The organism is Brachybacterium sp. AOP24-D1-21 (assembly GCF_052378665.1).
Taxonomy (GTDB): Bacteria; Actinomycetota; Actinomycetes; order Actinomycetales; family Dermabacteraceae; genus Brachybacterium.
The window spans coordinates 2,300,625-2,326,969 of sequence record NZ_JBQSXX010000001.1 but is presented as its reverse complement, the minus strand read 5'-3'; the positions used below and the strand labels follow the sequence as shown (position 1 = coordinate 2,326,969).

The window sequence follows — 26,345 nt, the reverse complement described above, 5'->3', positions numbered from 1 at the left end:
AGGGGGACGATAACCGTTATCATTAAGCAGTTCAAATCCGTCCGGACGACGGCTCCCGAGGATGGCAGCCGCTCCCCCGCCGACGACGGGCAGCATGCGGCTGACGCCCGCGAGATCGAGCGTATGGGAGAGGGCGATGCCTTGCCCTATTCACGGAGCAGTCACCCTGGATCTATCTCGGCGTGGTCTGGTGAACGAATGCCCTATGACCCCGCACCGACGAAGAGCGAGACTCGAATGATCACGACACGCAGGACGATGCTCACCGCGATCGCACTGGGGGTCGGCTCACCGCTGGCGCTCGGCGCTACCGGATCGGTAGAGGGTGCGGAGGCGGCGGGAGTTCCGACGGAGGTTCTCGCGGCGAACGGTCCCGACCAGAACAACGGGCTCCCCCTGCAGATCACCGGCGGATCCTGGCCATCCCCGCACGTGCAGGGCATCGCCGTAGACCGTGAGCGCGGGCTCGCGTACTTCTCTTTCACCGATCGCCTGGTCAAGACGGATCTCGCCGGCACGGTGCTCGGCTCGGTGACGGGCCTTCCCGCCCATCTCGGCGACATCACTCTGAACCCGAAGAACGGCAAGGTGTACGGCTCCATCTTCTGGGGCGACGAGAACCCGTACTACGCCCCGTACATCGCGATCTTCGACCCCGAGCAGATCCACGAGATCGACGAGAGCCCGGAGAGGAATCCCGCGCTCTCGCTGGTCCACCTCAAGCAGCTCCTCGCGGACCGCTTCGTGGACCTCGACGGCGACGGGACGGACGACGGCCTCTACGCCACCGCCGGGGTGGACGGTGTGGGCTTCGGGCCGCGGTTCGGGAGCACCACTGGGGACTGGCTGCTCACCGTCACCCACTCGCAGTGGCCGGACGCGGACCGCGAGGACAACAACCACCAGATCCTCGTGCAGTACGACCCCGACGTGTTCGACACCTACGCCGAGCCGTACGACACCTCGAAGCCGGACCCCACCAGCGGCCCCACCGAGATCGACGGCCAGTACTTCGTCTACACCGGGGCCACGCGCTGGGGCATCCAGAACCTCACCTACGACCCCACCCTCGAGCGCTGGTTCTTGGGTGTCTACGCCGGGAGCAAGCCCGAGTTCCCGAACTACACGATGTTCGCGGTCGAGGCCGCCTCGCAGCCGGTGCGGCAGGAGCTGCCCGGAGTCGGGGTCGAAGGCGACACCCTGCCCCTGGCCGAGGACGGCCTCGAGGACGCAGCCACCGGGATCCGCGGCTGGTTCCAGAAGGCCGACGTCGGCTTCCAGGCCATGGGCGACGGGCTGTACTACCTCTGCGAGAACACCGTCGTGGACGGTCTGCAGAGCGCGACGCTGACGCTGAGCGTCTGGACAGATGATCCTCATGCACCGTTCGCCCCGGCCGAGGCGTCCGAGCCCTTCGAGAGCGCCCCGCAGCCGAGAATCACCTCCAAGGATTCTCATGGCCGAATCAAGCCAGGTGCCCTGCTCGTCGCGGAGACCGGGACCTGGCGGCCAACGCCGACGCTGACCTGCCGCTGGCTCGCCGACGGCACTGCCATTGAGGGCGCAACCTCCGAGCAGTTCCGTCTCACCGGCCGGTGGAAGGGCTCGGAGATCACCGTCGAGGTGACGGCAGAGCTCGAGGGCTACGACCGCACGACGATGAGGTCCGCCCCCGTCCGCGCCAGCTGAGCAGGCACGGTGCGGACACACCGTCTGCCGCTGTTGCGGGTCGAGTTAGAACGGCACTCCGCAGCGCACGATCACGTTCGCGTACGGGGTCGTCTCCCCCGTGCGCACCACGAACCGTGCCTGACGCATCAGCTGCTTCAGCTCCTCGTGCGGCACCGTCTCAGCGCCCGGGAACCGCTGGGCGAGCATCTCGCCCGCCGGCGAGCCCGTCGCCTCGGAGGCGATCACTGCCGCCTCCACCTCGACCTCGGCGAGGAGGGCGTCGGCCACCTCGGTGAAGCGGGGCACGCCCATCACCACCGCGAGGTCCACGCGCTCCACGCCCGGCGGCACGGGCAGGCCGCAGTCGCCGATCACGAAGGTGTCGGTGTGGCCGAGCCGGGCCAGGTGCGCGCTCAGTGCCGGGTGGAGGATCCCGCCGCGCCTCATGCGCCCTCGCCATCGAGCGGCGGCAGGGCGTCGCCCGTGCCCGGGTAGCTGGGTTGGGCGCCGTGTCCGGTGGCGGCGTAGGCCCCGACCTGCGAGGCGAGCCGTGCGGCTGCCGGGAGGCTCTCCCCCTGGGCGAGGCCCACGGCGAGCGCGCCGATGAAGGCGTCGCCCGCGCCGGTGGTGTCCACGGCGGTCACAGACGCGGCGGGGATGCGGTGATTCCCGTCGGCGTCGGCCACCAGCGAGCCCTGCGCCCCGAGCGTGAGGACCACGGAGGCGATACCGGCTGCGCGGAGGGCGCCGACGATCTGCTGCGGCTCCTCCGGTCCGTCAGTCGCGGGCATCAGCTGGGCGAGGACCAGGGCGGCCTCGTGCTCGTTGACCACCAGCGGGTCCGACGCCAGCAGCACGGCAGGGTCCAGCTCCATGACGGGGGCGGGATTGTGCAGGAACCTGCCGCGGACCAGTGACGGCAGGGCCTCGATCCCGTCGCGCGGGATCTCGCCCTGGCACACGACGATCGCGGCCTGTCCGATGGTCTCGCGGGCGGCTGCCACCTGGGCGGCGTCCACGGAGTCGTTCGCGCCGGCGATCACCACGATGGAGTTCTCGCCATCCTCAGCGACGGTCACGATGGCCAGGCCCGTCGGCCCGCCGACCTCGCGCACCCCGGAAAGTCCCACCCCGGCCGCCCGGAGACCGGAGAGGCCCACAGCGGCCTGGGGGTCGCTGCCGACGGCGCCGACCATCTCGACGCTGCCGCCGAGCCTGGCCGCCGCGACGGCCTGATTGGCACCCTTGCCGCCGGGCAGCATCTGCCCGCCCCGGCCGTGGAGGGTCTCCCCCGGCTGCGGGTGCCTGCGCACCTGTGCGATCAGGTCGACGTTGATCGACCCGACCACCGCGATCACATCAGCCACACCAGCACTGCTCACTCGAACTCGCCTGCGTTCTCCTCGGTGACGGTGACGACCTCGACGGAGACCTCGTCCTCGGTGTCCTCATCGGCGAGGACCTTGACCGCCTCGGCGACGGCCTGGCGGCCCAGCTCCTCAGGCTGCTGAGCGATGGTGGCGTGGAGGGTGCCGGAGGCGACGGCGGCGATGCCTTCGTCGGTCCCATCGAAGCCGACCACCGTCACCTCGGTGCCGGCGCGGTCGCCGAGCGCCTCGATCGCGCCGAGCGCCATCTCGTCGTTCTCGCAGAAGATCCCCACCACGCCGGAGTTGGCCTGCAGCAGGTTCGTGGCCACGTTCAAGCCTTCGGCGCGATCGAAGTTCGCGGTCTGCTGGGCGACCACGGTGATGCCGTCGAACTGGGCGATGCCCTCGGTGAAGCCCTGGCCGCGGTCGCGGGAGGCGGAGGAGCCGGGGACGCCCTGCAGCACGATCACCTCGCCCTCCTCACCGATCGCGGCGGCGAGCGCCTCGGCGGCCTGGGTGCCGCCGGCGACGTTGTCCGAGGCGACGTAGCTGGCGAGCTCCCCGGAGCTGGCGTCGCGGTCCACGGCGATAACCGGGATGTCGGCGTCGTTGAGCGACTCGACCGAGGCGGAGACGGCGTCGGAGTCGGTGGGGTTGACGATCACCAGGCTGACGCCCTGGGTGATGGCGTTGGCGAGCTGGTTGGCCTGGGTGGCCGAGTCGTCGGAGGCGTCCTGGATTTCGAGCGTGAGGCCCTGGGACTCGGCCTCGGCCTGCGCGCCCTCGACGAGCTGGACGAAGAAGGGGTTGGTCTGGGTGGAGACGGCGAGCATGACCCGGTCCCCGCTCCCGCCGTCCTCGCCGCCGCCGCGGTTACAGGCGCTCAGGGTGAGCCCGGCGGCGGCTGCGGCGGTGAGGGCGAACAGGCCGCGGCGGCTGGTCATGGACTTGGTGATGGTGATCATGGTGATCTCCTTTGCTCGGGGGAGGTCGTTCTCCCCAGGGGGTGAGGTGCGGTTCAGCGGGAGGTCTTGCGGCGCAGCACGTCGAAGCCGACGGCCAGGGCGATCACGAGGCCGATCACGACCTGCTGCCAGAAGGAGGAGACGTTGAGGATGTTCAGGCCGTTGCGGATGACGGCCAGCAGGATTGCGCCGACCAGGGTGCCGGTGGCTCGGCCTGAGCCGCCGGAGAGGGAGGCACCGCCGATGACGACGGCCGCGATCGCGTCCAGCTCATAACCAACACCTGCTTGGGGGCCGGCCGAAGACAGTCGCCCGGCCAGCACCATTCCGGCGAGGCCCGCGAACAGGCCGGAGAGGGCGTAGACGATGACGAGGATCCGCTTGACGGGCAGGCCGGAGAGGCGGGCGGCCTCTTCGTTGCCGCCGATGGCGTACATGGAGCGACCCAGCACCGTGCGGGTGAGGATGAACCAGCACACGAGCCCTGCGACCACCATGGCGAGGATCGGCACCGGGAAGCCGCCCAGGCTGCCGCCCATGAAGGAGACGGATTCCGAGGTGGGGATGGGGGTGCCGTTGGAGATGACCAGGGTCAGGCCGCGGGCCACACTCATCATCGCGAGCGTCGCGATGAAGGCGGGCAGCTTGCCGTAGGCGATCGAGAGGCCGGAGATGGCGCCGGCGGCAGCGCCGACGAGCAGTCCGATCACGAGGGTGAGGACGCCGGGCAGGTTCAGCGACGCGAAGGAGTAGGCGGAGACCACGGCGCCGAGCGCGGCGACGGAGCCGACGGAAAGGTCGATCCCGGCGGTGACGATCACGAACGTCATGCCGAAGGCCAGGATCGCGACCACAGACGCTTGGATCCCGATGTTGATGAGGTTGGGGACGGTGAGGAACGCCGGAGTGGCGATGAACAGGCCCAGGCACAGCAGGATCAGGCCCACGAGGGCGCCGTTGTTCATCGCCCAGTGGCCGAGGCGGCCGAGCGTGGTGGGTCCCTTGCGGGTGGCGAGGGGAGCAGTGGTGGTCGCGGTCATGTCCGCGGCTCCTTTCGGAGGTGGGGCGGTCGGGTCGGGGCGGGCGGTGCCCGTCAGGACGCCTCGGCGGTGGGCAAGTCGGTGGAGACGGCAGAGGAGACGGCGGAGACCGCCAGGTTCATCACGGAGTCCTCGGTGGCGCCGTCGGCGTCGAGGATCCCGGCGACCTGGCCGTTGCTCATCACGAGGATGCGGTCGCTCATGCCGAGCACCTCGGGCAGTTCGCTGGAGACCATCACGACGGCGCCTCCGGCCTCGGTGATCTCGTTGATCAGTTCGTAGATCTCGACCTTGGCGCCGACGTCCACGCCGCGGGTCGGCTCGTCCAGCAGCAGCACGGTGGAGCCGGCCATCACCCAGCGGGCGAAGACGACCTTCTGCTGGTTGCCGCCGGAGAGGTTGCGGATCGGCTGATCCAGGCCTGCCATCCGCACCGCGAGCTGCTCGGTGACCTTCGCGGCTCGGCGGCGCTGTCCGCGGCGGTCGGCGAGCCCGTGCTTGGCGGTGGTGCGCAGGGTGGCGTAGCCGGCGTTCTCGTCGACGCTGGCGTCCAGCACGAGGCCCTGGGACTTGCGGTCCTCGGGGACGAGGCCCAGGCCCCGGTTGATGGAGCGGCCGACGTCATGGGCGCGCAAGGGCTTGCCCTGCAGGGTGACGGCGCCGGTGTCGTAGGGGTCGGCGCCGAACACGGCGCGCAGCACCTCGGTGCGGCCGGCGCCGACGAGGCCGGCGATGCCGAGCACCTCCCCGGCGTGGACGTTGAAGCTGACGCCCCGGAAGCTGCCCTCGCTGGTCAGGGCATCGACCTCCAGCAGCACCTCGCCCTGGGTCTCGCCGCGCCGACGGGGGAACTGGTCGGCGATGTCGCGGCCCACCATGAGGGAGACCAGCTGCTCCTGGCCGGTGTCGGCGGGGACCTGGGCGATGAACTTCCCGTCGCGCAGCACGGAGACGGTGTCGCCGATGCGGGGGATCTCGTCGAGGTGGTGGGAGATGAAGACCATCCCCACCCCCTTCGCCTTGAGGTCCGCGACCACGGCGAACAGGGCGTCGATCTCGCGGCCGGTCAGCGCCGCGGTGGGTTCGTCGAGGATCAGCAGGCGGGCGTTCTGGGAGAGGGCCTTGGCGATCTCGACCAGCTGCTGGCGGGCGATGCCCAGCTCGCCGACGGGCTGATCGAGCGGCACGTCCAGCCCGATCTGCTCGAGTGCGTGACGGGCGATGCGGTGCATCTCGCGGCGGTCCACCATGCCGAGCCGCTGCGGGGTGCGTCCCAGGGTGATGTTCTCGGCGACGCTGAGCTGGGGCACCAGGTTCAGCTCCTGATGGATGGTGGCGATGCCGAGCTTCTCGGCGGCTTTGACGTCTGGGAGGCGCACGGGCTTGCCCTCGACCAGGATGCGGCCGGCGTCGGGCTGATAGATGCCGGACATCATCTTGATCAGGGTGGACTTGCCGGCACCGTTCTCGCCGAGGAGGACCTCGACCTCGCCGGCCCGCACGTGCACGGTGACGTCGTCGATGACGGTGACGGGTCCGAAGGATTTGCTCACCGCCTCGAGGGTGAGCAGGGCAGTGCGCTCGTCAGTCATGGGCGGGGTCCTCGGCTTCCGGGATGGTCGGGGCGGTCTGGGCCGTATGGACTGTGAGGGCTGCGGGGATGCGCAGCTGGGCGGGGAGGCGGTGCTCTGTGTGGGGCGATTCGCCGCGGAGCTGCGCTTGGATCAGCTGGACGGCGGTGGTGGCCATGCCCTCGAGGTCCTGGCAGATCAGCGGCAGCGGGGGCTGCAGGAGCGCGAACGGCGAGATGTCGTCGAAGCCGATGAACGGCAGGTCGCGCACGGGGACGATCCCGGTCTCCAGGCACTCCCGCACCGCGCCGAGCGTCATCCGGGAATCGGCGGTGAGCACTGAGTCGACGCCGGCCTCGAGCAGGTCCCGCATGCCGCGGCGCCCGGACTCCTCCTGGAAGTCACCGTGCTGGATGACGGTGTCGATCCCAGTGGCCTTCGCAGCGGCGATGAACTCGGCCAGGCGCTCCACACCGGTGGTGGTCTGGGAAGGGCCGGAGAGGAAGCCGAGGCGCTGCGCTCCCCCGACGGCGAGCTGGGCGACGGCATCACTGATGGCGGGGCCGGTATCGGACACGACGGCAGGCACGCCCATGCCGGGGATGGTGCGGTCCACGAACACCAGGGGCATCCCGGCGTCCTGCACGGCAAGCAGAGTGTCGCGGGCGGTGGAGAAGGGGGCGACGATGATGCCGTCCACCTGTTGGCGGCGCAGCACGAGCGTGTAGTCCCGCATCAGGGCGGGGTCTTCGTTGGCGCTGCACAGCACCACGCTGAGGCCCAGGGAGCGGGCTTCGCGCTCGACCACATGGGCGAGCTCGGCGAAGAAGGGGTTGCGCACATCGGGGATCAGCAGACCGATGGTCTCGCTGCGCTCCGAGCGCAGCGACCGGGCCAAGGCGTTGGGAATGTAGTTCAGGCGCTCCGCGGCGGCGAGCACACGCTCACGGGTCTCAGGGGCGACGGAGCCGTTGCCGGAGAGGGCGCGGGAGGCGGTGCCGAGCGCGACGCCTGCTTCGGCGGCGATGTCCTTGATGGTGGGTTTCGACATCCGCAGCTCCTCTCATCAACACTGATGGAAACGATTCCAATCGGGAGCGTAGCACTGTGGGGCGGGAGGGTAAAGGGAGCCGGGTCACGCCGGGCGTTTATCAGCGCGGCGCGCTGTCCTCTGTCCACGATCCCTAGGCGGCGTCCACAACGTCATGACCGACTACAGCTGGTCAGTCGCGCCAGCGCTCGGACGCCTGCAGTGAACTGATCAAACCTCAAGCGGACGTGCCCATTCTGAAGAGCTCTACCCTGGACGCCCAATTCATCCAACTTGAGTTCCCGGAGGTCATCGGGAACTAGCCGCGGTGCGGTCCTGTTTACCCAGGGCCACCGGTCGAGGTCGCCCGGGCGATCCACGGCGACGGCGACGGCGTAGTCCTCGGGCTGGAACTCGGGTTCCGATGTCACCTCGACGACTGCATAGCAGTCACGCGATTCCTTTGCGCAGATGAACACCAGGTCACCCGGTCGAAAGCCAGGTCGTCCCTTCTTCGGACTGGCGAAGAACGACGGTTCCCTCCAACCATCACGCTTGGGCGCGCCGTATTCGAGCTTCAGCCACAGGGTTCGACCGTCATCCCGCGCATCCGCCAGAAGTGTCTCCGCCAGCTGGAGAGCAGAACGGGCGTCGGGAGATGCTGCCTGCGACTGAGAGGACGTTTTGGTCAGGCCTTGTGCGTCCTTCTCGAGCTGGGCCAGGTCTTCCGAGCTGACTATTCGTGAGGGCCACGCAGTGATCGATTCCAGCGCCTCCTGGACCTGCTCCAAGTCAAGCTCCACCCCGAGCTCACGGTTCGGGCTGGCACTGCTGCCCAGTCCAGCGCCGGTGAGGTTGGCGGACCCGAGCATCGCCCGGGTTCCGACGACGAAGCACTTGGCATGGAGCCGGTCGACGTGAAGGATCTCGACCTCTGCCTGGAGGAGTGCCCGCATGCCCTGGACGCTGAGATATCCATTCGCGACAGCGCTGGGGTCCAGTGATGTCATCAGCCGCCAGGACCGGGGCGAACCTTCAGCGGCGGACGCCACCTGACGGCACACGTCGTATGACAGAAATGGACTCGTGAGAACGACGTCGCCGTCGACCTGTAAGAGCGCGTCCCGCAGCCAGTGGGCGGCCGACGTGAGGAGGGGCCTCTGAGGAAACATAGGTCAACGCTAGCGGCACACGCGGAGGCCTGATGAAACGACAGGGGGCCGAATCGGGGGACTGAACCGTGCGAAGCAGTCAGCTTCTGCCTCCGCCGGATCGTCATCGCCTCGAGACCAGATTTCTCCGTCATCTGTCTGAAGCAAATGGCAGGATCAAGCTGGCCAGGAGGAACATAGTAGAGGGAGGCGCCGTGCCCGGTTATGCCGTCATCGATCTCGAGACCACCGGATTCTCACCGGCAAAGCAGCATCGAATCCTCGAGATCGGGGTCGTGGAGGTCTCGGAAGCCGGGGAGATCGAGCGCGAGTGGGCCTCACTCGTGAATCCCGGGCGAGACATCGGGAATTCGCACGTCCACGGAATCACTGCGACCGACGTGGCCGGCGCTCCCCGCTTCTCTGACCTTGCTCCAGCGCTGATCGATAGCGTACAGGGCCGCACGATCGTGGCCCACAATGCTCCGTTCGACCTGCGCTTCCTCGAGGCGGAACTACTGCGGGCGCAGGTGGCGCCGGCACTGCTGCCGCTGACCGGGCTGTGCACGATGCAGTGGTCGAGCGTGTTCCTCGAGGCGCCGTCCCGCAAGCTCGAGGACTGCTGCTCAGCATGTGGCATCGACCTCGTGGACGCCCACTCCGCGATGGCAGACGCTCGTGCCACGGCCCTTCTGCTCAGGCACTACATCTCGTTGGTCGAGGGCTGCGGCGCGCTCCCTTGGCAGGAGGAGCACAAGCTCGGCTCAGCGCAGATCTGGCCCTCCCCCATCGCGTCAGCCTCAGCCCGTGTGCTCCCCCGCGACGCAGCCCGCTCCGCGCGGCCTGACGGCTGGTTGGACAGGATCCTCTCGCGGATGCCGCGCACGGCGGACTCTCGCGTCGACTCCTACCTCGAGACCCTTGAGCGCGCGCTGCTGGACGGCGTGCTCGCCGAACACGAGAAGGATGAGCTGGTGGACGTCGCCTTCGAACTGGGCCTGACGCGTGGCGGCGTGCTGGACCTCCATGCGCGCTATCTCGACGCGATGGCGGAGGTCGCGCTCGAGGACAACGTGGTCACCAACCAGGAGCGCGGCGACCTTGACCGGGTCGCCGCGATGCTTGGCTTGCGGGAGGTGGACGTGGACCGCGCACTCGAGGCCGCGACCAGCAGGCGGTCGCTCGACGCGTCCGGCAGGAGTGGACACGGCGGCGCTCCCGATGGGCACGCAGCGACCCTGCGGCTGGGCACTGCAGGGATCGACCTCTCTCCTGGCGACCGGATCGTCTTCACCGGTGCCATGGTCCGTGACCGCACCTCGTGGGAGGCTCTCGCGCGGGGGCTCGGCTACGTCCCCGGCACCATCGCCAAGAAGACCGCGCTGGTGGTGGCTGCGGATCCGAACTCACAGTCCGGCAAGGCAGCAAAAGCCCGAACCTACGGGATCCCGATCATCACCGAAGAGGCCTTCGCACGCATGGTCGGAGCCTGACGCGATGGTGGAACTGACGCGCGCAGCTCGAGCACAACTGGTTGCGGACGCCACTGTGCTGCAGGACCAGGCCAGCGCACTCCTGGCAGCCCAGCAGGCCGCTCGGCACGCTGGTCGTGAGGCGAGGCGCATCATCGAGAAGCGCACCGTGCCGCTGCTCATCCCAGAGGCCCATGACCTCGTCCCAGCCGACGAGGGCAACCCCACTTCCGACATCAACGGTGCCCGCGGGCGGATCCTCCCGCTCCTCTCGCGGGACGCGGACCTCCTCCATGCCGAACTCGCGTCGCAGCAGCTGGAGAAGGTGTCGCCATCGTTCGATCCCTGGCTCGAGCAGGTCGTCGGCGCCTTCCCTCAGGCGATCCCGCTCGCCACCCCTCAGGGCTTCTTCCGTCGGCTCTTCGGTCAAGGATCGGACGCCGCGGCGAGGGACCGTGCCACCTCGGATCTGCGGGAACACCTCGCCTTCGCTAACACCCCGCAGATCCAGAGCGACGTTGAGCACGCGTGGCCCAGCGGCGACGCCGGCTCCGTGCTCCACCCCGATCACCTTCGTCAGGCGACCGCCGCCGCGCTCGGCACAACGGCCGACGGGATCACGGTGCTGCGCACGCACGAGCTGGCCGATATCGCCCGGTCCCTGATCGCAGGAGCCGACGCTGCGCGCGCGGGCGCCGCCCTCGAGGGAGACGTGCGCACCGCAGCAGAGTCCGTGGTGGACGATTCCACCACGTCACTGCTGGCCAACATCGACATGGACCACTTCCGCACGAGGGTCTCCGTGGGCAGGTTCCCTTCGAAGGCGCTGGAGCGAGCGGGGATCCGCTCCGTCGCCGACCTCGCGAGCTGGAGCGCGGGCAGGCTCACCGCCATCGACGGCATCGGCCCCGACACCGCGCACACGGTGGTCATCGCAGCCAGGCAGATGCGCAGTCAGGCCCGCGGGCAGGCGAAGATCGACCTCACCGGGGAGTCGTCGAATGCCGTTCGCCTGCGGATCGCGCTCAAAGCGCTGATCGACCACCGGCTCCGTGAACGCGGCGCGACGGCCGATCACCAGCTGAGCGTGCGTATGGAGGCCTTCGCTCAGCGCGTCGCCGAAGTGACCCAGCAGATCACGCCGACCACTCCCTACACGTCGGGAGTCGGGCACGCCCCTGCTCTCCTCATCGGGGGGAACGGATCGCAGGGCCACGACCTTCTGGATTCCCTGCGCTCGTTCGTACATCGACAGGAGGGGCGGAGTGCCGGACGGCATCTGCACGCGAAGGAGCGCGCCCGACTTGCCGCCGGCGTGCGCGAGGACTTCACCGGGCACGGGAGCGACTACTTCGCCCTGCTGACAGAGCTCGGTTACGAGGATCGCCTCGCCCAGAACACCCACGGTGATCTTCCCGAGCAGCTAATCCGCCTGGTGGAGAGCACCGAGCTGGACACCGAACTGCTCACGCTGGAGAGCCTGCGCCAATACCAGCACTTCGCCGCCCGATTCATCGTCCGCCAGCGGAAGGTGATCATCGGCGACGAGATGGGGCTCGGGAAGACGATCGAGGCGTTGGCCGCGATCGCCCACCTCACACGAGCGGGACAGGGCCACACGCTGGTGGTCTGTCCGGCAGCAGTGGTCGCGAACTGGATCCGGGAGATCGAGTCGAAGTCCTCTATCGCCGCGCACCGTCTGCACGGCGCAGAGCGTGACTCGGCCGCCGCACAATGGCAGCGCAATGGCGGGATCGCCGTCACGACCTTCGAGACGCTGGGCCGTCTGCTGCACTCCGGTGAGTTCGAGCGGCTCGACACCGTCGTCGTCGATGAGGCGCACAAGATCAAGAACCCTGACGCGAGGCGAACCCGGAATAGCGTTGCACAGCTGAAGCGCGCCTCCCACGCCATCCTCATGACCGGCACTCCCATCGAGAACAGACTCGAGGAGTTCCGCACGCTGCTCAGCTACCTCGACCCCTCCCTCGCTCGCTCCTCCGAAGGGCTGCTGCCGATGGCATTCCGACAGCGCATCGCCCCGGCATACCTGCGGCGCAACCAGGAGGACGTGCTGAAGGAGCTTCCCGAGCTCAACGAGATCGAGGACTGGATCGAGTTCTCCAGCGAGGACGAGCGTGCTTACACGGCCCAGGTCGCCGCCGGGAACTTCATGGGCATGCGCCGGGCGGCGATGGAAGCGGGCGCTCGTTCCAACAAGGTCGAGCGCCTCCAGGAGATCGTCGAGGATGCGGAGGCGAACGGCCGCAAGGTCATCGTCTTCTCGTTCTTCCGCACCGTCATCGACTCGCTCCGCGAGCTTCTGCCGGGCATCGTGCACGGCCCCATCAGCGGGGCAGTGAGCGCGGGGCGGCGCCAGGAGATCATCGACGAATTCTCCAGCGCAGCGGGAGGAGGCGTGCTCATCTCCCAGATCCAGGCCGGCGGCGAGGGGCTCAACATTCAGGCGGCCTCCGTAGTGGTGATCTGCGAACCGCAGCTCAAGCCATCCCTGGAGGTCCAGGCCATCGCTCGCGCCTACCGCATGGGCCAGCAGCGATCCGTGCAGGTGCACCGGCTCCTCTCCGACGAGGGAGTCGATCCGCGAGTGGTCGAACTGCTCAGCGAGAAGACCAAGGTGTTCGACGAGTATGCCCGCGAATCCGCCACCAAGGACTCCGATCTGGACGCCGTGGAGACCGGGGACGTAGCGATCGCGAAGCGGCTGGTGGCGGAGGAGAAGGCGCGGGTGTTGGGTGCGGAAGGTTCGGAGGCTGGAGCGGCTGCCTCGTGAGTGAGGATTCCGTCCGCAGCGACGGCAGCGGACCGCTTCAGATCATTGATCAGCGCACCCGTCGCCGGCCCATCAGTTCTTTCCGAGCGACGGCAGCCCACCGCTCATCGGGCGTCCACTCAATCGGGCTCATCCCAATCGGGGGTGTAGAAGTTGGGGTCTGAAGCCGCCGGTCTCGAGCAGGCTTCGGGCGATGTAGTTGGTCAGGTTGCGGAACCCGAGTGCGGAGCCGCGCAGGTGTTCGAGCCGTCCGTTGAGCGCCTCGGTCGGCCCGTTGCTGGTGCCGGGTCGTTCGAAGTAGGCGAGCACGTCAGCGGCTCGCTTCTTCAGGGTCCGGCCCAGGGTGGTGAGCTCGGTGAGCACCTTGGGGACGCCGGCGCTGAGGTCGGTGATCAGCTTCTCCATGAGCTCGCGGCCACGTTGCCGGTCCTCGTGGCGATAGGCGGCGATCATGCGCTGGTAGACACCCCAGGTCACCTCGACCGGCAGGTGCCTCTCGTCGGCGAAGAGATCCTCCAGGCGCTGGGTCTGTCGCTCGGTCAGCAGACTTGCTCCGGTGTGCAGCGTGCGCCGGGACCGGTAGAGCGGGTCGCCCTTACGGCCTCGACGTGCCTTGGTGGCCCGCTGGACCCGCCGCCGGCACGAGTCGAGGGCCTCACCGCCCAGACGCACCACGTGGAAGGGATCCATGACCGCGGTCGCCTCCGGCAGTTCCTCCGTGGCAGCGGACTTGTAGCCGGTGAAGCCGTCCATCGCCACGACGTCGACCCGATCGCGCCAGTCCTTCGGCCGGTCGGCCAGCCACGTCTTGAAGGTCTTCTTCGAGCGGCCCTCGATCATGTCCAGCAGCCGTGCCGGGCCCCGAGCGTCGCGGCTCGGGGTCAGGTCGATGATGACGGTGACGTACTTGTCCCCGCGCCGGGTGTGCCGCCAGACGTGCTCATCGACACCGATCACTTCCACGCCGTCGAACCGATGCGGGTCGTCGATCAGGACGCGCTTGCCCTCAGCGAGGACGGCGTCGTTGGCGGTGTTCCACGCGACCCCCAGGCCTGCGGCGACGCGGGCGATGGACAGGGTGCTGGCACACGATCCCGGCCAGGGCCCACCGCAGCCCCCGCCGGGAGAGCTTCGCCCTCGGCTGCGCCGCAGCAGTGGTGTCTTGACGCCACACGTGGCCGCATCCGATGCACTGGTAGCGGCGGACCGTGACCGCCAGCGTCGTCGGTCGCCAGCCCAGCGGTTCGTGCGCCAGCTCACGAACGACGGTGTCGCGCGGGATGCCTTCGCAACCGCATCGGCGGCACCAGTCGTCGGGTTCGAGCACGCGGCAAGCCAGCACCGCCCGGTCGGGTTCCAGGCGCTGCCCAGTCACCTCCAACCCGAGCTCGTCCAGGCGGGCGAAGGTCGTCAGGTCAGGGGCAGTGAAGGTAGCGTCAGGCACGTCGAGGTCTTCCCGATGGCCAGTGTCAGAACTTCCATCTTCGGAAGGCCTCGACGCCTACCCGGGGAGCGACGCGCCGCCGACCGCTACACCCTCATCTGTGAAGAGCCTCTTTGCCCAGTCTCCGGCGGGGCCGGGTTGTTCGTGCAGGACGAAGTCGAGAGCGAACGTGCCCTCGTCTGGCCGGATGTCGACGAAGGTGTATCCGCGCTGGCTGAGGTGCCCCTCGCCTTTCGCAGGGTGCGGCACCCACAGGCGTAGCCAGAGCGTGGGGAACACCTCCAGCTGGTTGACGAGGTCTGGCGCAGTGAAGGTGATGCGCCGGTAGCACGGGGTGTAGTCGTGGATCGCGGTGACGGTGACCGCGTGGTTGGGAATGCGCATCAGGCGCATCACGCCGCGCTGCCAGTTGGCCATCAGTGTGATTCCTGTCCGTGTGGTGTGGCGGTGGGTTCGAGGCGCCATCCGGCAGCGCGGCTGTGTTCGGCCCAGAAGCCGGTATAGCGGGCCGCCGGCAGCCAGGTTGGTTCCGCGTTGAACGATGCGGCCGTGCTCGTGTGCGCCGGAGACTGCTCAACGGTCGTCATGGCGTTTCCTCCTGTCGGGGTGCGAGTTCCTGTGCGATGCCCGCGAGGACGACGCCCAGTTTCCGTTCGAACCACTCGACCGGTTCCACCCGGATCGCCCGCACCATCTCCGCCCGCACCTCGTGCTGCCCTTCCGGTCCCGGTGACACAGGGGCTGTGCGCCATCCGTGTTCCACTCCGCCTCGAGCGGCCGTCTCACCTGGCTCGCGAATGGTGTCGAGCGCCTCGACACCGCGACGGTTGTCCGCCGCGAGGTCGAAGACGAGGTCGACGGCGAGCACGGCATCCGCGGCGATGAACCCCCGCTCCACGAGCGCTCCGCCTATCCGGTCGGCGAGTCCCACTATCGATGGCGGGATCACTCCACGCGAGATCGCGAACACCGCACCGGGATGCTTTTCCCACGCCCGCCAGGACGCCACCGCCCATCGCCGCAACAATGAGTCCCACCGGCCTGTAAGATCCGGCCAGGCGAAACCAGACACCGCCTCTTCCAACCCGAGACGCACCAGCTCGTCACGATTGGCCGCGTGCCGATACACCGTCGCCTGCCCGACACCCAGCCGGTCCGCCACCGCAGCGAACGTCACCTCCCGGAAACCGACCGTCACGACCGCGCCGCCGATGGCCGCCGCATCGATCGTGGGTGGACGCCCCGGCCGACGCGCGCGACCTGCCGCACGGCCACCACTTTCTGAGGTAAGGCTCACCTCAACAGATTATGAGAGTAGACTACCGAAATCAAGGGACGGCGTCATCGACACCGAAGGACGGGGTCGACAGCTGGGCTACCCGGGTGCTTGCGGCACATGGCGCAGCGCCTGGTTCATTCGAGCAGGTGCTCGATGGTGGCGATTCGCATGGCGATGGTCTCGGCGAACATCTCATCGCTGGTGCGGGGGTCAAGGTCGGACGCTTCTCGTGACCGTGGTGCAACGACGTCGGGGAGGGAGTCCAGCCAGGCTTCGGGCACTGGTTGGCTCATCATCCGGCGCAGTTCGTCGTCGCCGCGGTCGTAGCGGTAGTCGATCAGCAGCGTGAAGGCGAACACGTCGAAGAGGAACCCGCTGCGTATCACGAGCGCCTGGGGCAGTGTCAACCCGAGGTCGACCAAGAACTGTAGGAGGCGTTCGGCAAGGATCACCCGGTGCGGGTCGACCGACGTGGCACTGACGGTCTCGTCCAGTGAGATCAGGGTGGCGCGCGGGTAGGCCCGGTAGGCCTGGCGGGCTTTGTCGTAGGCATCGCGGAGCGCGTCGCGCCAATCCGGGTGGTCGAAGGCCGGCATGGGCGTGTGCTGCAGCATGCGCGCGGCGGCGAGATCGATCACTTCCTGCCGGTCTGCGACATGGTTGTAGAGCGCTCTCGGGGTCACGTCGAGCTGGCGAGCGAGTCTGTGCATGGAGAGCGCGGCGAAGCCTTCTGCACCTGCGATCGCGAGCGCGGTCTCGACGATGAGGTCGCGACTCAGGACGATGTCACCCTGACGGGGGCGCCCTCTCCCCCGGTCGCTACGGCGCTCAGTGGACACACCACGATCCTAGCTTGGCGAGAACAGTAAATACATGGCTATTGATTTTCGCGCTTGCTGCTTCTAGCCTCACTTAGGTGACCCTTACTCGAGCTAATGCCCTGATGTCTGGAGCTGGCGAGGCAGGTGCCCGGCCCGGTGCGGAACCCACCACCCTCGGTGCGATCGTGGCCGGGCACCGGCTCGGGCTTGTGGCCTCTGCCGTGCTCGCCGTCGTCGGTACCGGGTGCTCGCTGGCGCCGTATCTCGCGGTGTATGCGGTGACGGTGACTTTGTTCGCCGGACCGTCGGCCGATATCGCAGCGGTCGGCTGGATCGCGTGGTGGACGGCGGTCGCGCTCGTCGTGCGCGCGATCGCGAACGGCCTGTCCACCCACGTCGGGCATGTCGCCGCGTACCGGATCCTCGGCGACCTGCGGCGTGCCATCGCTGCGAAGCTGCAGGTGCTGCCGCTCGGGCGGGTGCAGGCGAGGTCGACGGGTGAGCTGAAGAAGGTGCTGCACGACGACGTCGAGCAGCTCGAGGAGGCGCTCGCGCATGGCGTTCCCGACGGCGCCGCCGCTGCGGCGGTGCCTGTGGCGACGACAATCGCATTGTTCGTCGTCGACTGGAGGCTCGCGCTCGTGGCACTCGCCTCGCTCGTGCTGCTCGTCGTCGTCTCCGCGGTCGGTATGAGGCTCGCGCAGCGCAACAACGCCGCTCTCGCCGAGCACTCGACCACGCTCAGCCGGGCCGTCATGGGGTATCTGCAGGGCATCAAGGTCATCCGCGGGTACCTGCGGCCGGACACCGGCTACGACCAGGCACGCGCAGCCGTCATCGAGGCCGCGCGTCTGCAGACGGCGGCGACAGCCGGGCCGGTGAAGTGGCTGGTGGCGGCGATGACCGTGGCCACGGGGCTCACGGTCGCGCTGCTCATCCCCGTCGCGGGTCTGCGCTTCACCTCCGGTGAGCTGGATCTGGCGACGCTCGTGCTGTTCCTGCTGCTGGCGCTCGGGTATCTCACGCCCGTCATGGGCCTCGTCGGCACGCTGGCGACGATCCTCGTCAGGATCCAGCTGGCGGCGGGGACGATCACCGAGATCCTCGCCGAGGACCCGCTGCCCGCACCGGCCGAGCCCGTCGTCCCCGAGCGTTTCGACGTGGAGTTCGACGATGTGCGGTTCGCCTACCGCGAGGACGCGCCGGTGCTCGACGGCATCAGCCTGACCGCACGGGAAGGGGAGACACTCGCGCTCGTCGGCCGGACCGGCAGCGGTAAATCGACGCTCGCCAGGCTCGTGGCGCGATTCTCCGACGTCGATTCCGGTGCGGTACGCATCGGCGGGGTCGACGTGCGGCAGATCCCCTCAGAGTCGCTCGCGGGGCTCGTGGCGTTCATCCAGCAGGACGAGTATGTCTTCGCCGCGTCGCTGCTGGAGAACATCCGCATCGCCAGACCGGACGCGACCGATGCCGAGTCGATCGCCGCCGCGGAACGCGCCCAGCTCGGCGACGTCGCTGCCGCACTGTTCCAGGGGTGGGCGACCGAGCTGCCCGCCGGCGGCGGGGTGCTGTCCGGCGGTGAACGGCAGCGCATCGCCATCGCCCGGGCGATCCTCAAGGACGCGCGCATCCTCGTGCTCGACGAGATCACCGCATCGCTGGACGCCACCACCGAACGCAACACACTCGAGGCTCTCGATGAAGTCATAGCGGGACGTACCGTGATCGCGATCGCCCACCGGCTCTCCACCATCCAGCACAGCGCCCAGATCGCCTATCTCGACCAGGGTGTAGTCGCCGCGACCGGCGACCACGAGGGGTTGCTCGAGACGTGTACCCCGTATCGGGAGCTCTGGCACTCCTACCGGGACGCCGCGGGCTGGCGGCTCGAGGCATCGACCGCACCGGTACCCGCGCCGGCACCCGCTACGAATGTCGCCGAGAACCTCCCGGACAGCGCCGCGGACGAGTGGGGGCAGGCTGCGCGTTCCGTCGTGCGAGCGCACATCGGCGGGCTCGGCTTCGCCAGGCAGTGGCGGGCCCTGTACGGGCGGAGCTGGCAGACGCTGTGGCGCCGCGGGTTCGTGCGACTCATCGCGGAATCGCTCGTGCGCGGGGCGCCGCTCATCGCGGTCTTCGTGATCGTCATGGCCGCCATCGGCGAGGGATGGGCCGGCGGCCTCGACGCGTCACTGGTCTGGACCGTCACGGCGCTGCTCGCCGGCATGCTGGTATTGCGCCTGCTCGCCTCCGTCTGGTCCAACGCGCTGGTGTGGCGGTTGTCGGCCCGCTCCAAGGCCGATCTGCAGCTGTCGGTGCTCGAACGTCTCCGGCGGGTTCCGCTGGGGTTCTTCGGTCGCGTCGACAACGGCAGGATCGCCACGCTCGTCGGCAACGACACGGCGATGATCGACTTCCAGAACGTCCCGCAGCAGATCGTCGGCGGGCTCGTGCAACCCGTCTACGCGATGATCATCCTGCTCGTCATCGACTGGCGGCTCGCCCTCGCGGCGCTCATCGGCCTGCCGTTGTTCTGGCTGCTGACAGTGTGGAGCGATCGCATCCACCACCGGGCCTTCGCCGACCTCTACGCCGCGAGACAGGAGGCCACCGTCGCACTGCTCGACCAGGCCCGCGGCGCCGCTGTGCTGCGTGGGAACCCTGGGTCGGCGATGGCAGCCCGCTATGACACCGCGATCTCACGGCTCTCCGCCGCCAGCACGGCCATGTCGGTACGGGCCACGCCCGCGACGGCGCTCGGCTCGATCGCGGTGGAGTCCGGGCAAGTGGTGCTCATCGTCGTCGGGGCAGGTCTGTACGCCACTGGGGCGGTGCCTGCCGTCACCCTGCTGGCCTTCCTGTTCCTGTCGCTGACGATCTACCAGCCCATCCAAGAGCTCATGATGCTCGCCGGCTACCGGCGCAACCAGCAGCAGATCGCCGCCAAGATCGGCGAGATCTGGGACGCTCCCGTGCTCAGTGAGCCCGAACTTTCCGCGGAGCCCGCCGACGGGTCGGTCGAGTTCCGCGACGTCTCCTTCACATACGACGGCGCATCGCAACCGGCCCTCACGGGTGTATCGTTCCGAGCCGAGCCTGGGCAGATCACCGCACTCGTCGGACCGTCGGGCTCGGGCAAGTCGACCATCGCCCACCTGGCCGCACGACTGTGGGACGTCCCATCGGGGCACGTGCTGCTCGGCGGCGTACCGGTCACCGAACTCGGCAGCGACCGCGTCATGGCACAGGTGGCGGTCGTGCACCAGGACGTCTACCTCTTCGACGACACCGTGCGCCACAACCTCGCACTCGGACACCCGTACGCCACCGATGACGAGCTGTGGGCCGCGCTCGAGGCCGCGCAGTGCGACGACGTCGTCCGGGCGCTGCCCCACGGCCTCGACACCGTGCTGCACGACGGCGGCACCGACCTGTCCGGCGGACAACGCCAACGGCTCGCGATCGCCCGAGCCCTGCTGAAGGACGCGCCGGTGCTCATCCTCGATGAGGCCGTCGCCGCAGTCGACCCCGGCACCGAAGACCGCATCCAGCGAGCACTGTCCTCGCTCGTGGCCGGCCGCACCGTGCTCGTCATCGCGCACCGCCTGACCACCATCGCCGCCGCTGACCGCATCGTCGTGGTCGAACACGGCCGCATCGCCGGCATCGGCGCCCACACCAAACTGCTGGGCGACTGCCCGGCCTACGCGGATCTCGCCGCCCAGCAAGGAGCATCATGACCACCAGCCGCCCCCCGATTCCCGGTGGCCAGTCCCGTCGCGGGAGGCTCGCACTCGTCGCCGCGCTCTACTGCACCCAGAACCTGAGCCTGGGCTTCTTCACCTACGCGTTCCTGACCATCGCGCAGGCCCGTGGCGTGCCACTCGCGCTCATCGGGGCCGCAGCGGGCATCGCAACACTACTCACGCTCAAGTTCCTGTGGGCGCCGGTCGTCGACCGGTTCGGGTCACGACGGCTCGGACACTATCGCGGCTGGCTCCTCCTCACGCAGTCGCTGCTCGCCATAGGATGCGCCTCGCTCGCCCTGTTCGACCCGGCCACCCAGTTCACGACCCTGCTCGCGCTGTTCGCGGTGATCTTCGTCGTCGCCGCCACCCAAGACGTCGCCGCCGACGCCGCCGCGACAAGACTCCTTCGGCCAGACGAGCGCGGCCTGGGCAACGGCTTCCAATCGGCGGGATCGTCAGTGGCACAGGTCGTCGGCGGTGGCGTCGTACTCGTCGTCTACCAGGCGGCGGGATGGCAGATCGCCGCGCTCTGCCTCGCCGCATGCACGCTCGTCGCGTTGCCCTTCGTCCTCCGCTGGCGCGAGGAGGCCGATGAACGCGACGTGCCGGCACCCCGCGTCACGCTACGCACGATCGGCCAGTTCTTCGGCGATCGGCGCGTGCGATGGTGGAGTCTCGCACTCATCCCCGCGTACAGTGCGGGCTTCACCATCGCCTATAACCTCGTACGCCCCATGCTCGTCACCGACGGCTGGGACGAGGCCACGATCGGCCTGTACGTCGTGATCGGCGGCAGTCTCACCGGCGTCGCAGCCGGCATCCTCGCCGGCGTATACATCGCCCGGATCGGCAGACGACCCGCACTACTGTGGCTGGGCGGACTACAGGTGCTCGCCACCTTCGGCACCCTGCCGATCGCACTCGGTGCGACCTGGCCATGGCTCGTGCTGCTGGTCGTGGCACTGTCGAACGCCGCATTCGCAGCCGCCTTCGCGATCATCTACACGATCTCGATGGACCTCACCCGCCCCGAAAGCGCAGGCACCGACTTCACCCTCTTCACCACCATCACGTCACTCCTCATGGTCATCTCCGGCGGCTCCGGCCTCGCACTCGCGGGCACCTTCGGATTCGTCCCAGTCATACTCGGCGCCGGAGTGCTGTCCGCACTCGGACTCACGGTGGTCGTATGGAACATCGGCCGCGTACTCGACGACGACATCCAGAACACTCATCACGCCACACCGTCGACTGGCAGCCGAGAACCTCGTGGCACCCGTCAACGCTGACGCCGGTGGCGACGAGTACGACAGTTTCAGGACATCGGTACCAGTCACCGATCCTGTGGCGCTGACCTGCCGACGCTGCGCGGTGCGGAGTCCCAAAGGAAGCGGCATCAGACCGAGGGCGCTTCGGTCGATGCCATCGCCAAACAACACCACGGAACACTCACACTCTCAGCAAGGGGCCGGCGGACTCGACGTTATGCCTCCGTGGCGGACAGCTATGCCCCAAACCGCTGCTGGCGGTCCCCGGTAGGCACTCAACGGTCACGCTCGAGAAGACCTGTCCAGACGGGAGCGGACCAGAGGCACGTACGCTGCTTCCTTCTCTACCGCGACCACACAAAACCCCGCTCCAGCTGCGGCCTCCACCGTGGTGCCGGATCCGGCAAATGGCTCCAGCACCATGCCACGCGGTGGGGTGACGAGCGTGACCAGCCAGCGCATCAGCGCCAGTGGTTTTACCGTTGAGTGCGACACCCCGAATGCCCGAGGACGCTCAGCGGCGGAGGGCTTTCGGTCGAAGCGGAAGATCGGGAACTTCCTCGATAGCGACTCGCCTTGCCATGTCCCCGTCAACACATCCAACGCATCCGCTTGACTGGCATCGAATGCGACGTTCGTCGGCCACCCCCTGCGTGTCAGGGTGAGTTGAGGCCAGAGGTTCATAGCAAGTCCGCCTCCGCAGGGCGAGTTCAGGATCGATCACCATGAGCAGTTCCCCCGTTTCCGTTTTGTCGTCGAGCGTCGATGATGGAGCGATGAGTTCCCCGCAGCATCCTCGAGCCGATGGGCCCCGGCGCCGCTCGTTCACCCCCGAGCAGAAGCTTGCCCACCTCGCCGCATACGAGGAGGCCAGCGCGCAACGTCAAGGCGGTGCCTACCTGCGCCGGGAGGGTCTGTATTCCTCGTTGATCACCGAGTGGCGCCGGCAGCGCGATGCCGGCGTGCTTGAGGGCAAACAGCCTGGCCAGACGGTGGGTCGGCCCTCGAAGGAACAGGCCGAGATCGCTCGGCTGCGCCGCGAGCTGGACCAGACTCAGGAGCGCCTGGATCGCACCGAGACCGCGCTGGAGATCATGGGAAAAGCACGCGCGCTCTTGGAGGACGTCTCCAAGAGCGCGGATACCGAGACCAGGCGCAACAAGCGCTGATGGGCGCCCACGACGAGCTGATCGTCGCAGGGACTACCACCCGGGCCGCGTCGGCCTTGACTGGTATCGCCCGCTCCACAGCAGCTCGCCGCACGGCCCGCCCGCTCCCGCCTGCGCCGCGGGACGCCCCGCCGGCCAACCGGCTGGACTGTGCCGAACGAGCCAGCGTGCTGGCCGTGCTCAACAGTTCCGAGTTCGTCGACTCCACCCCGATACAGGTGTTCGCGACGTTGCTGGATCGTGGGATCTACCTGTGCTCGGTCTCCACGATGTATCGCATCCTGCGGGACAACGCCCAGGTCACAGAGCGCCGCCGGCAGGCTCGTCACCCGGCCCGGGTGGTGCCCGAGCTGGTGGCCACCGGCCCCGGGCAGGTCTACACCTGGGACATCACCAAGCTGCCCGGCCCGGCCAAGGGCGTCTACTACGACGCCTACGTGATGATCGATATCTACTCCCGCTACCTCGTCGGCGTCCACGTCCACGCCCGCGAGTCCGGGCCGCTGGCGAAGGAGATGATGCGTGAAGTGTTCGGCATCCACGGCATCCCGAAGGTCGTCCACGCCGACCGCGGCACCTCGATGACCTCAAAGTCCGTGGCCACACTGCTCTCCGACCTGGAAGTCACCCGGTCCCATTCACGGCCGAAGGTCTCCAACGACAACCCCTACTCCGAGGCGTGGTTCAAGACGTTGAAGTACGCGCCGGTCTTCCCAGACCGGTTCGGATCCCTGGCCGACGCGCGGGCGTTCATGGACGAGTTCAAGGACCGCTACAACCACGAGCACCACCACCAGGGCCTGGGCCTGCACACCCCTGCCGACGTCCACTACGGCCTGGCGACAGCGAAAGCCACCGGCCGCACCGACGTTCTCTCAGCGGCCCGCGCTGCCCACCCCGAGCGCTTCGGCACCAACAACACCCCGAAGATCCTCGCCCTGCCCGACGCGGCCTGGATCAACAAACCCACCGAGAACAAACAGACCGAAGACCAGGCGACCTACGAACCCGCCGCCTGACTCCCACTGGCCCCATTCACCTTGACAACTTCCGACCGGCCGTCAGCGAACCCGGCGCCGTCGATGTTGAGCCCGCCGACACCGTGACTGAGGACGTTTCGGACGACGCTTCCTTCGGGTGGTTTGCGGGCGATGATGATCGGCTCGAACGCAGGCCGCAATGCCGTGCCCCACCCTTCCCACCGTGTCGCGTCCTCGGTGACCGGTGTGCCTTTCGACAGTACAGTGCGCGTTGCGCCGAGCACCCCGTCGTGATCCGTGGCCTGCACGACCCGGTCGGCGCGCTGCATGCCGTGGTGCTTGTCGATCGTGTGCGAGAGGTCCAAGCTCTTGGGCATCCCGGTTGTGTGCAACCATGCGATCTGGTCGCGGATCTCGAACCCTGCATTCTCGATCCCGCGCACCATGCGATGCCAGGTGCGTGCACCACCGAATGCTGCAACATACGCGCCCGGCTTGAGTGCGTGCAATGCTCCTGCAGCCCAGGCCGTGCACCAGGTCTCGAATACCTCCGGCGCACTCATCCCAGTCATGTCGATGTGCGGGAGGGACTCGCGGAACCCGGAAGCGTCGTCCCAGGCTTGCCCGTTGAAGCTCAGCCCATACGGCGGGTCGGTCACCAGGGCGTCGATGCTGGCCTCGGGCAGGAGCGGGAGAAGCTCAACGGTGTCACCGAGGTAGAGCGTCGCCCGCTCATCGGCGAAGACGGGCGCGGGAATTTCGGCCAGGCGCGGGGCGGGCGACGGTATGGGGTCAGGCATGGCGGGGGCTCCTTGCTGTTCGGGGCCTGTCCGCCTTCGTGTGCGACGAACAGGGTCACCCAGCAGGTACGGGCCATACCGACGAAACCGAGCCCACACAGCCCCAGCGTCGACGCCAGGCGAGAGTCAGTCCCAGCGGGCCGAGTCCGAGCTCCCCCGAGGTGCCTGCGCTTCGCTGATTTCCAGTGCCAGCTTTCTCCCACACACGATCGGCTATCAACGCTAAAGGACCCCCTATAGACGGAAACGTGACAGCCCGCGCTGTGGCCGAGGGGCCCTTTCGCGGATAGCCGTCGCCGTCTTCCGTGTCGTTATTGACGGCGCGCCTTATCGGGCTCTTCGCGGTTCGTGGTGAATGACCCTGCTGTGGCGGGTATTCACGCTACGGTTCTCGCGGCGCTGGTCAGCAGGATACGGGTCCGGTAGTTCTCCGGGTTGCGGAATCCGCGGCCGGTGCGTTTGATGTTCTTGATGCCGGTGTTGCCCGCTTCGACCTTCGCGGTGGTTGCGCCGGTGACGATGAGGACCTCGATCGCGTCCCACCAGGCCACGACGGTGTCGTAGAGCTTCGTCGTCTCGGGCATGTTCGCGATCTGGGCGAAGTAGCCCATCCGCATCCGTTCGTCCCAGGCCTGGGCGAGAGTGTCGGTGGCCAGCAGGCGGCGGAGCTGCTCCTTGATGCCCCAGGCGGCCGAGAGCTCGTCAGTGGGGTCATCGGTGCGGAACACCGTCTCCAACCGCTCCCACGCCCTCGGGGTCAGGGTGTCGCCGCCGCGCAGCAGCAGCATCCGGTGGGCCCAGGCCGGGTCGTCCTTGCGACCCCGCCGCCCGCGATGGGTGCGGGCCAGGCGCTGCCGGACGGTGGTGACCATGTCGTTTCCGAGCTTGACCAGGTGGAACTTGTCGACCGAGACCGCGGCCCGAGGCAGGTAGGTCCGCAGCGCCTTGCGGAACGCGGCCGACGGATCGATCGCGACGATCTCGATCCGCTCCCGCCACAGCTCGGAACGCTGGGCCAGCCAGTCCCCGACGGCCCTGGAGTCCCTGCCGTCGACGATGCCGAGGACCTGCCCGGTGGCCAGGTCGACCAGTGTCGTCATCCACGGCTCGAACCGTCTCCAAGCGCCCTCGTCGGTGCGGAACCAGCGCACTGACCGGTAGCGGTGCTCATCGACCCCCAGACGCCTTACCCGCACGTCGTCGACGTCAGGCAGGACCACAGCGGCGGCGCTGAGGGCGGACTGGACCAGCCACCACGAGACGCCGTGGGCCCGGGCCACCTCGGAGGCTGCTCGGCCCGAGGTGATCACGGCCGAGACGACCTCTTCCCGCAGTCGGGTCGTCGAGCGTGCGTAACGAGGGATCTGCTCGGTGGCCTCAGCGAACGTGCCCCGAGCACAGGCCGGCTCCAGACAGAACCAGCGCCGCTTGGCCCACACCACCACCGCTGCGCCAGCGACGGGAACGTCCCGGACCTGCTGTGACCGGCGGGAATGGACCTTCGTCGCCAGCACGCCGCAGGACGGACAGCCCGGCGGGACGGTCGAGGCGATCACCACCCGCCGGCCACCATCGGGCAGGTCGACGGCATCGATGACGCGGTAATTGGGCAAGTTGAAGATCGTGCTCGCAGCATCCCGCTGCGAACCAGTATTCTCGTGCACAGGCTCGTGGTCCTCTGGAATGTGGATGTCTTGACAACACCCATCACAGCAGGACCACGAGCCGTTCTACGCCAACGACGCGACGCTCCCCATCACCACGAACC

At 68.3% G+C, this 26,345-nt stretch carries 20 protein-coding genes and 1 pseudogene; 6 read left to right on the top strand and 15 right to left on the bottom strand.

Features of this window, described 5'->3' with window-relative positions:
- Positions 1 to 237: 237 nt before the first annotated feature.
- Positions 238 to 1,689, top strand: a complete 1,452-nt coding sequence (locus ACT3UF_RS10355; protein ID WP_444502661.1) for a hypothetical protein — start codon at positions 238 to 240, stop codon at positions 1,687 to 1,689.
- A gap of 45 nt (positions 1,690 to 1,734) precedes the next feature.
- Here ACT3UF_RS10355 and rbsD read toward each other — a convergent pair whose 3' ends face one another.
- The 7 genes from rbsD to ACT3UF_RS10320 all read right to left on the bottom strand — a co-directional run bounded on the left by rbsD (position 1,735) and on the right by ACT3UF_RS10320 (position 8,819).
- On the bottom strand, positions 1,735 to 2,118 hold the full coding sequence (rbsD, locus tag ACT3UF_RS10350; protein ID WP_444502662.1) for a D-ribose pyranase: 384 nt from the start codon (positions 2,116 to 2,118) through the stop codon (positions 1,735 to 1,737).
- Positions 2,115 to 3,038 (bottom strand): ribokinase, encoded by a 924-nt coding sequence (locus tag ACT3UF_RS10345; protein WP_444502663.1) that lies wholly within the window; start codon positions 3,036 to 3,038, stop codon positions 2,115 to 2,117. The genes rbsD and ACT3UF_RS10345 overlap by 4 nt, the downstream gene beginning before the upstream one ends.
- An 11-nt stretch (positions 3,039 to 3,049) precedes the next feature.
- Positions 3,050 to 4,006: a substrate-binding domain-containing protein gene (locus tag ACT3UF_RS10340; RefSeq protein WP_444608309.1), complete on the bottom strand. Its 957-nt coding sequence runs from the start codon at positions 4,004 to 4,006 to the stop codon at positions 3,050 to 3,052.
- A gap of 53 nt (positions 4,007 to 4,059) precedes the next feature.
- Positions 4,060 to 5,046: an ABC transporter permease gene (locus ACT3UF_RS10335; protein ID WP_444502665.1), complete on the bottom strand. Its 987-nt coding sequence runs from the start codon at positions 5,044 to 5,046 to the stop codon at positions 4,060 to 4,062.
- 53 nt (positions 5,047 to 5,099) lie between these two features.
- Complete coding sequence (locus ACT3UF_RS10330; RefSeq protein ID WP_444502666.1) at positions 5,100 to 6,638, bottom strand: sugar ABC transporter ATP-binding protein; 1,539 nt, start codon at positions 6,636 to 6,638, stop codon at positions 5,100 to 5,102.
- Entirely contained in the window at positions 6,631 to 7,668 is a 1,038-nt protein-coding gene (locus ACT3UF_RS10325) for a LacI family DNA-binding transcriptional regulator (RefSeq protein WP_444502667.1), read from the bottom strand. The genes ACT3UF_RS10330 and ACT3UF_RS10325 overlap by 8 nt, the downstream gene beginning before the upstream one ends.
- A 152-nt stretch (positions 7,669 to 7,820) precedes the next feature.
- Complete coding sequence (locus ACT3UF_RS10320) at positions 7,821 to 8,819, bottom strand: hypothetical protein (protein ID WP_444502668.1); 999 nt, start codon at positions 8,817 to 8,819, stop codon at positions 7,821 to 7,823.
- A 194-nt stretch (positions 8,820 to 9,013) separates the two neighbouring features.
- On the opposite strand from ACT3UF_RS10320, the gene ACT3UF_RS10315 reads away from it, so the two are divergent.
- Together ACT3UF_RS10315 and ACT3UF_RS10310 are read left to right on the top strand one after the other, a co-directional pair.
- A complete protein-coding gene (locus tag ACT3UF_RS10315) occupies positions 9,014 to 10,291 on the top strand; it encodes an exonuclease domain-containing protein (protein ID WP_444502669.1) in 1,278 nt (425 codons plus the stop codon).
- A gap of 4 nt (positions 10,292 to 10,295) precedes the next feature.
- A complete protein-coding gene (locus tag ACT3UF_RS10310; RefSeq protein ID WP_444502670.1) occupies positions 10,296 to 13,064 on the top strand; it encodes a DEAD/DEAH box helicase in 2,769 nt (922 codons plus the stop codon).
- A 129-nt stretch (positions 13,065 to 13,193) separates the two neighbouring features.
- Here the strand turns inward: ACT3UF_RS10310 and ACT3UF_RS10305 are convergent.
- The 5 genes and pseudogenes from ACT3UF_RS10305 to ACT3UF_RS10285 form a co-directional block, all read right to left on the bottom strand.
- Positions 13,194 to 14,508 (bottom strand): annotated as a pseudogene (locus tag ACT3UF_RS10305) (ISL3 family transposase).
- A 57-nt stretch (positions 14,509 to 14,565) separates the two neighbouring features.
- Positions 14,566 to 14,925 carry a siderophore-interacting protein gene (locus ACT3UF_RS10300; protein WP_180959793.1) on the bottom strand — a complete coding sequence of 120 codons (360 nt, stop codon included), beginning with the start codon at positions 14,923 to 14,925 and terminating at the stop codon, positions 14,566 to 14,568.
- Positions 14,925 to 15,095, bottom strand: coding sequence for a hypothetical protein (locus ACT3UF_RS10295; RefSeq protein WP_159456922.1), 171 nt, complete (start codon positions 15,093 to 15,095; stop codon positions 14,925 to 14,927). The genes ACT3UF_RS10300 and ACT3UF_RS10295 overlap by 1 nt, the downstream gene beginning before the upstream one ends.
- A complete protein-coding gene (locus tag ACT3UF_RS10290; RefSeq protein WP_429180593.1) occupies positions 15,092 to 15,805 on the bottom strand; it encodes a TetR family transcriptional regulator in 714 nt (237 codons plus the stop codon). The genes ACT3UF_RS10295 and ACT3UF_RS10290 overlap by 4 nt, the downstream gene beginning before the upstream one ends.
- Positions 15,806 to 15,921: 116 nt before the next feature.
- A complete protein-coding gene (locus ACT3UF_RS10285; protein ID WP_087053547.1) occupies positions 15,922 to 16,626 on the bottom strand; it encodes a TetR/AcrR family transcriptional regulator in 705 nt (234 codons plus the stop codon).
- A 104-nt stretch (positions 16,627 to 16,730) separates the two neighbouring features.
- Here ACT3UF_RS10285 and ACT3UF_RS10280 point away from each other — a divergent pair, with 104 nt between their 5' ends.
- Positions 16,731 to 20,351, top strand: a complete 3,621-nt coding sequence (locus ACT3UF_RS10280; protein ID WP_087133161.1) for an ABC transporter ATP-binding protein — start codon at positions 16,731 to 16,733, stop codon at positions 20,349 to 20,351.
- Positions 20,348 to 21,649 (top strand): MFS transporter, encoded by a 1,302-nt coding sequence (locus tag ACT3UF_RS10275; RefSeq protein ID WP_087133160.1) that lies wholly within the window; start codon positions 20,348 to 20,350, stop codon positions 21,647 to 21,649. The genes ACT3UF_RS10280 and ACT3UF_RS10275 overlap by 4 nt, the downstream gene beginning before the upstream one ends.
- A 261-nt stretch (positions 21,650 to 21,910) precedes the next feature.
- Here ACT3UF_RS10275 and ACT3UF_RS10270 read toward each other — a convergent pair whose 3' ends face one another.
- Positions 21,911 to 22,312 (bottom strand): DNA methyltransferase, encoded by a 402-nt coding sequence (locus ACT3UF_RS10270; RefSeq protein ID WP_444608308.1) that lies wholly within the window; start codon positions 22,310 to 22,312, stop codon positions 21,911 to 21,913.
- 92 nt (positions 22,313 to 22,404) lie between these two features.
- On the opposite strand from ACT3UF_RS10270, the gene ACT3UF_RS10265 reads away from it, so the two are divergent.
- A protein-coding gene (locus tag ACT3UF_RS10265; protein ID WP_444502890.1) for an IS3 family transposase occupies positions 22,405 to 23,816 on the top strand; the annotation gives its coding sequence in 2 pieces (ribosomal slippage) (positions 22,405 to 22,750 and positions 22,750 to 23,816; 1,413 coding nt in all).
- Here ACT3UF_RS10265 and ACT3UF_RS10260 read toward each other — a convergent pair.
- Together ACT3UF_RS10260 and ACT3UF_RS10255 are read right to left on the bottom strand one after the other, a co-directional pair.
- The gene (locus tag ACT3UF_RS10260) at positions 23,798 to 24,577 is read right to left on the bottom strand and encodes a DNA methyltransferase (protein WP_444608307.1); all 780 of its coding nucleotides are present in this window, start codon (positions 24,575 to 24,577) and stop codon (positions 23,798 to 23,800) included. The genes ACT3UF_RS10265 and ACT3UF_RS10260 overlap by 19 nt on opposite strands.
- Positions 24,578 to 24,954: 377 nt before the next feature.
- Positions 24,955 to 26,241: an ISL3 family transposase gene (locus ACT3UF_RS10255; RefSeq protein ID WP_444607966.1), complete on the bottom strand. Its 1,287-nt coding sequence runs from the start codon at positions 26,239 to 26,241 to the stop codon at positions 24,955 to 24,957.
- Positions 26,242 to 26,345: the final 104 nt, after the last annotated feature.

Bases quoted from the DNA above. Each gene is read 5' to 3' on its own strand.
- ACT3UF_RS10355 (WP_444502661.1), top strand. From the start codon at position 238: ATGATCACGACACGCAGGACGATGCTCACCGCGATCGCACTGGGGGTC.
- rbsD (WP_444502662.1), bottom strand. From the start codon at position 2,118: ATGAGGCGCGGCGGGATCCTCCACCCGGCACTGAGCGCGCACCTGGCC.
- ACT3UF_RS10340 (WP_444608309.1), bottom strand. From the start codon at position 4,006: ATGATCACCATCACCAAGTCCATGACCAGCCGCCGCGGCCTGTTCGCC.
- ACT3UF_RS10335 (WP_444502665.1), bottom strand. From the start codon at position 5,046: ATGACCGCGACCACCACTGCTCCCCTCGCCACCCGCAAGGGACCCACC.
- ACT3UF_RS10330 (WP_444502666.1), bottom strand. From the start codon at position 6,638: ATGACTGACGAGCGCACTGCCCTGCTCACCCTCGAGGCGGTGAGCAAA.
- ACT3UF_RS10325 (WP_444502667.1), bottom strand. From the start codon at position 7,668: ATGTCGAAACCCACCATCAAGGACATCGCCGCCGAAGCAGGCGTCGCG.
- ACT3UF_RS10320 (WP_444502668.1), bottom strand. From the start codon at position 8,819: ATGTTTCCTCAGAGGCCCCTCCTCACGTCGGCCGCCCACTGGCTGCGG.
- ACT3UF_RS10310 (WP_444502670.1), top strand. From the start codon at position 10,296: ATGGTGGAACTGACGCGCGCAGCTCGAGCACAACTGGTTGCGGACGCC.
- ACT3UF_RS10300 (WP_180959793.1), bottom strand. From the start codon at position 14,925: ATGGCCAACTGGCAGCGCGGCGTGATGCGCCTGATGCGCATTCCCAAC.
- ACT3UF_RS10295 (WP_159456922.1), bottom strand. From the start codon at position 15,095: ATGACGACCGTTGAGCAGTCTCCGGCGCACACGAGCACGGCCGCATCG.
- ACT3UF_RS10280 (WP_087133161.1), top strand. From the start codon at position 16,731: ATGTCTGGAGCTGGCGAGGCAGGTGCCCGGCCCGGTGCGGAACCCACC.
- ACT3UF_RS10275 (WP_087133160.1), top strand. From the start codon at position 20,348: ATGACCACCAGCCGCCCCCCGATTCCCGGTGGCCAGTCCCGTCGCGGG.
- ACT3UF_RS10270 (WP_444608308.1), bottom strand. From the start codon at position 22,312: ATGAACCTCTGGCCTCAACTCACCCTGACACGCAGGGGGTGGCCGACG.
- ACT3UF_RS10260 (WP_444608307.1), bottom strand. From the start codon at position 24,577: ATGCCTGACCCCATACCGTCGCCCGCCCCGCGCCTGGCCGAAATTCCC.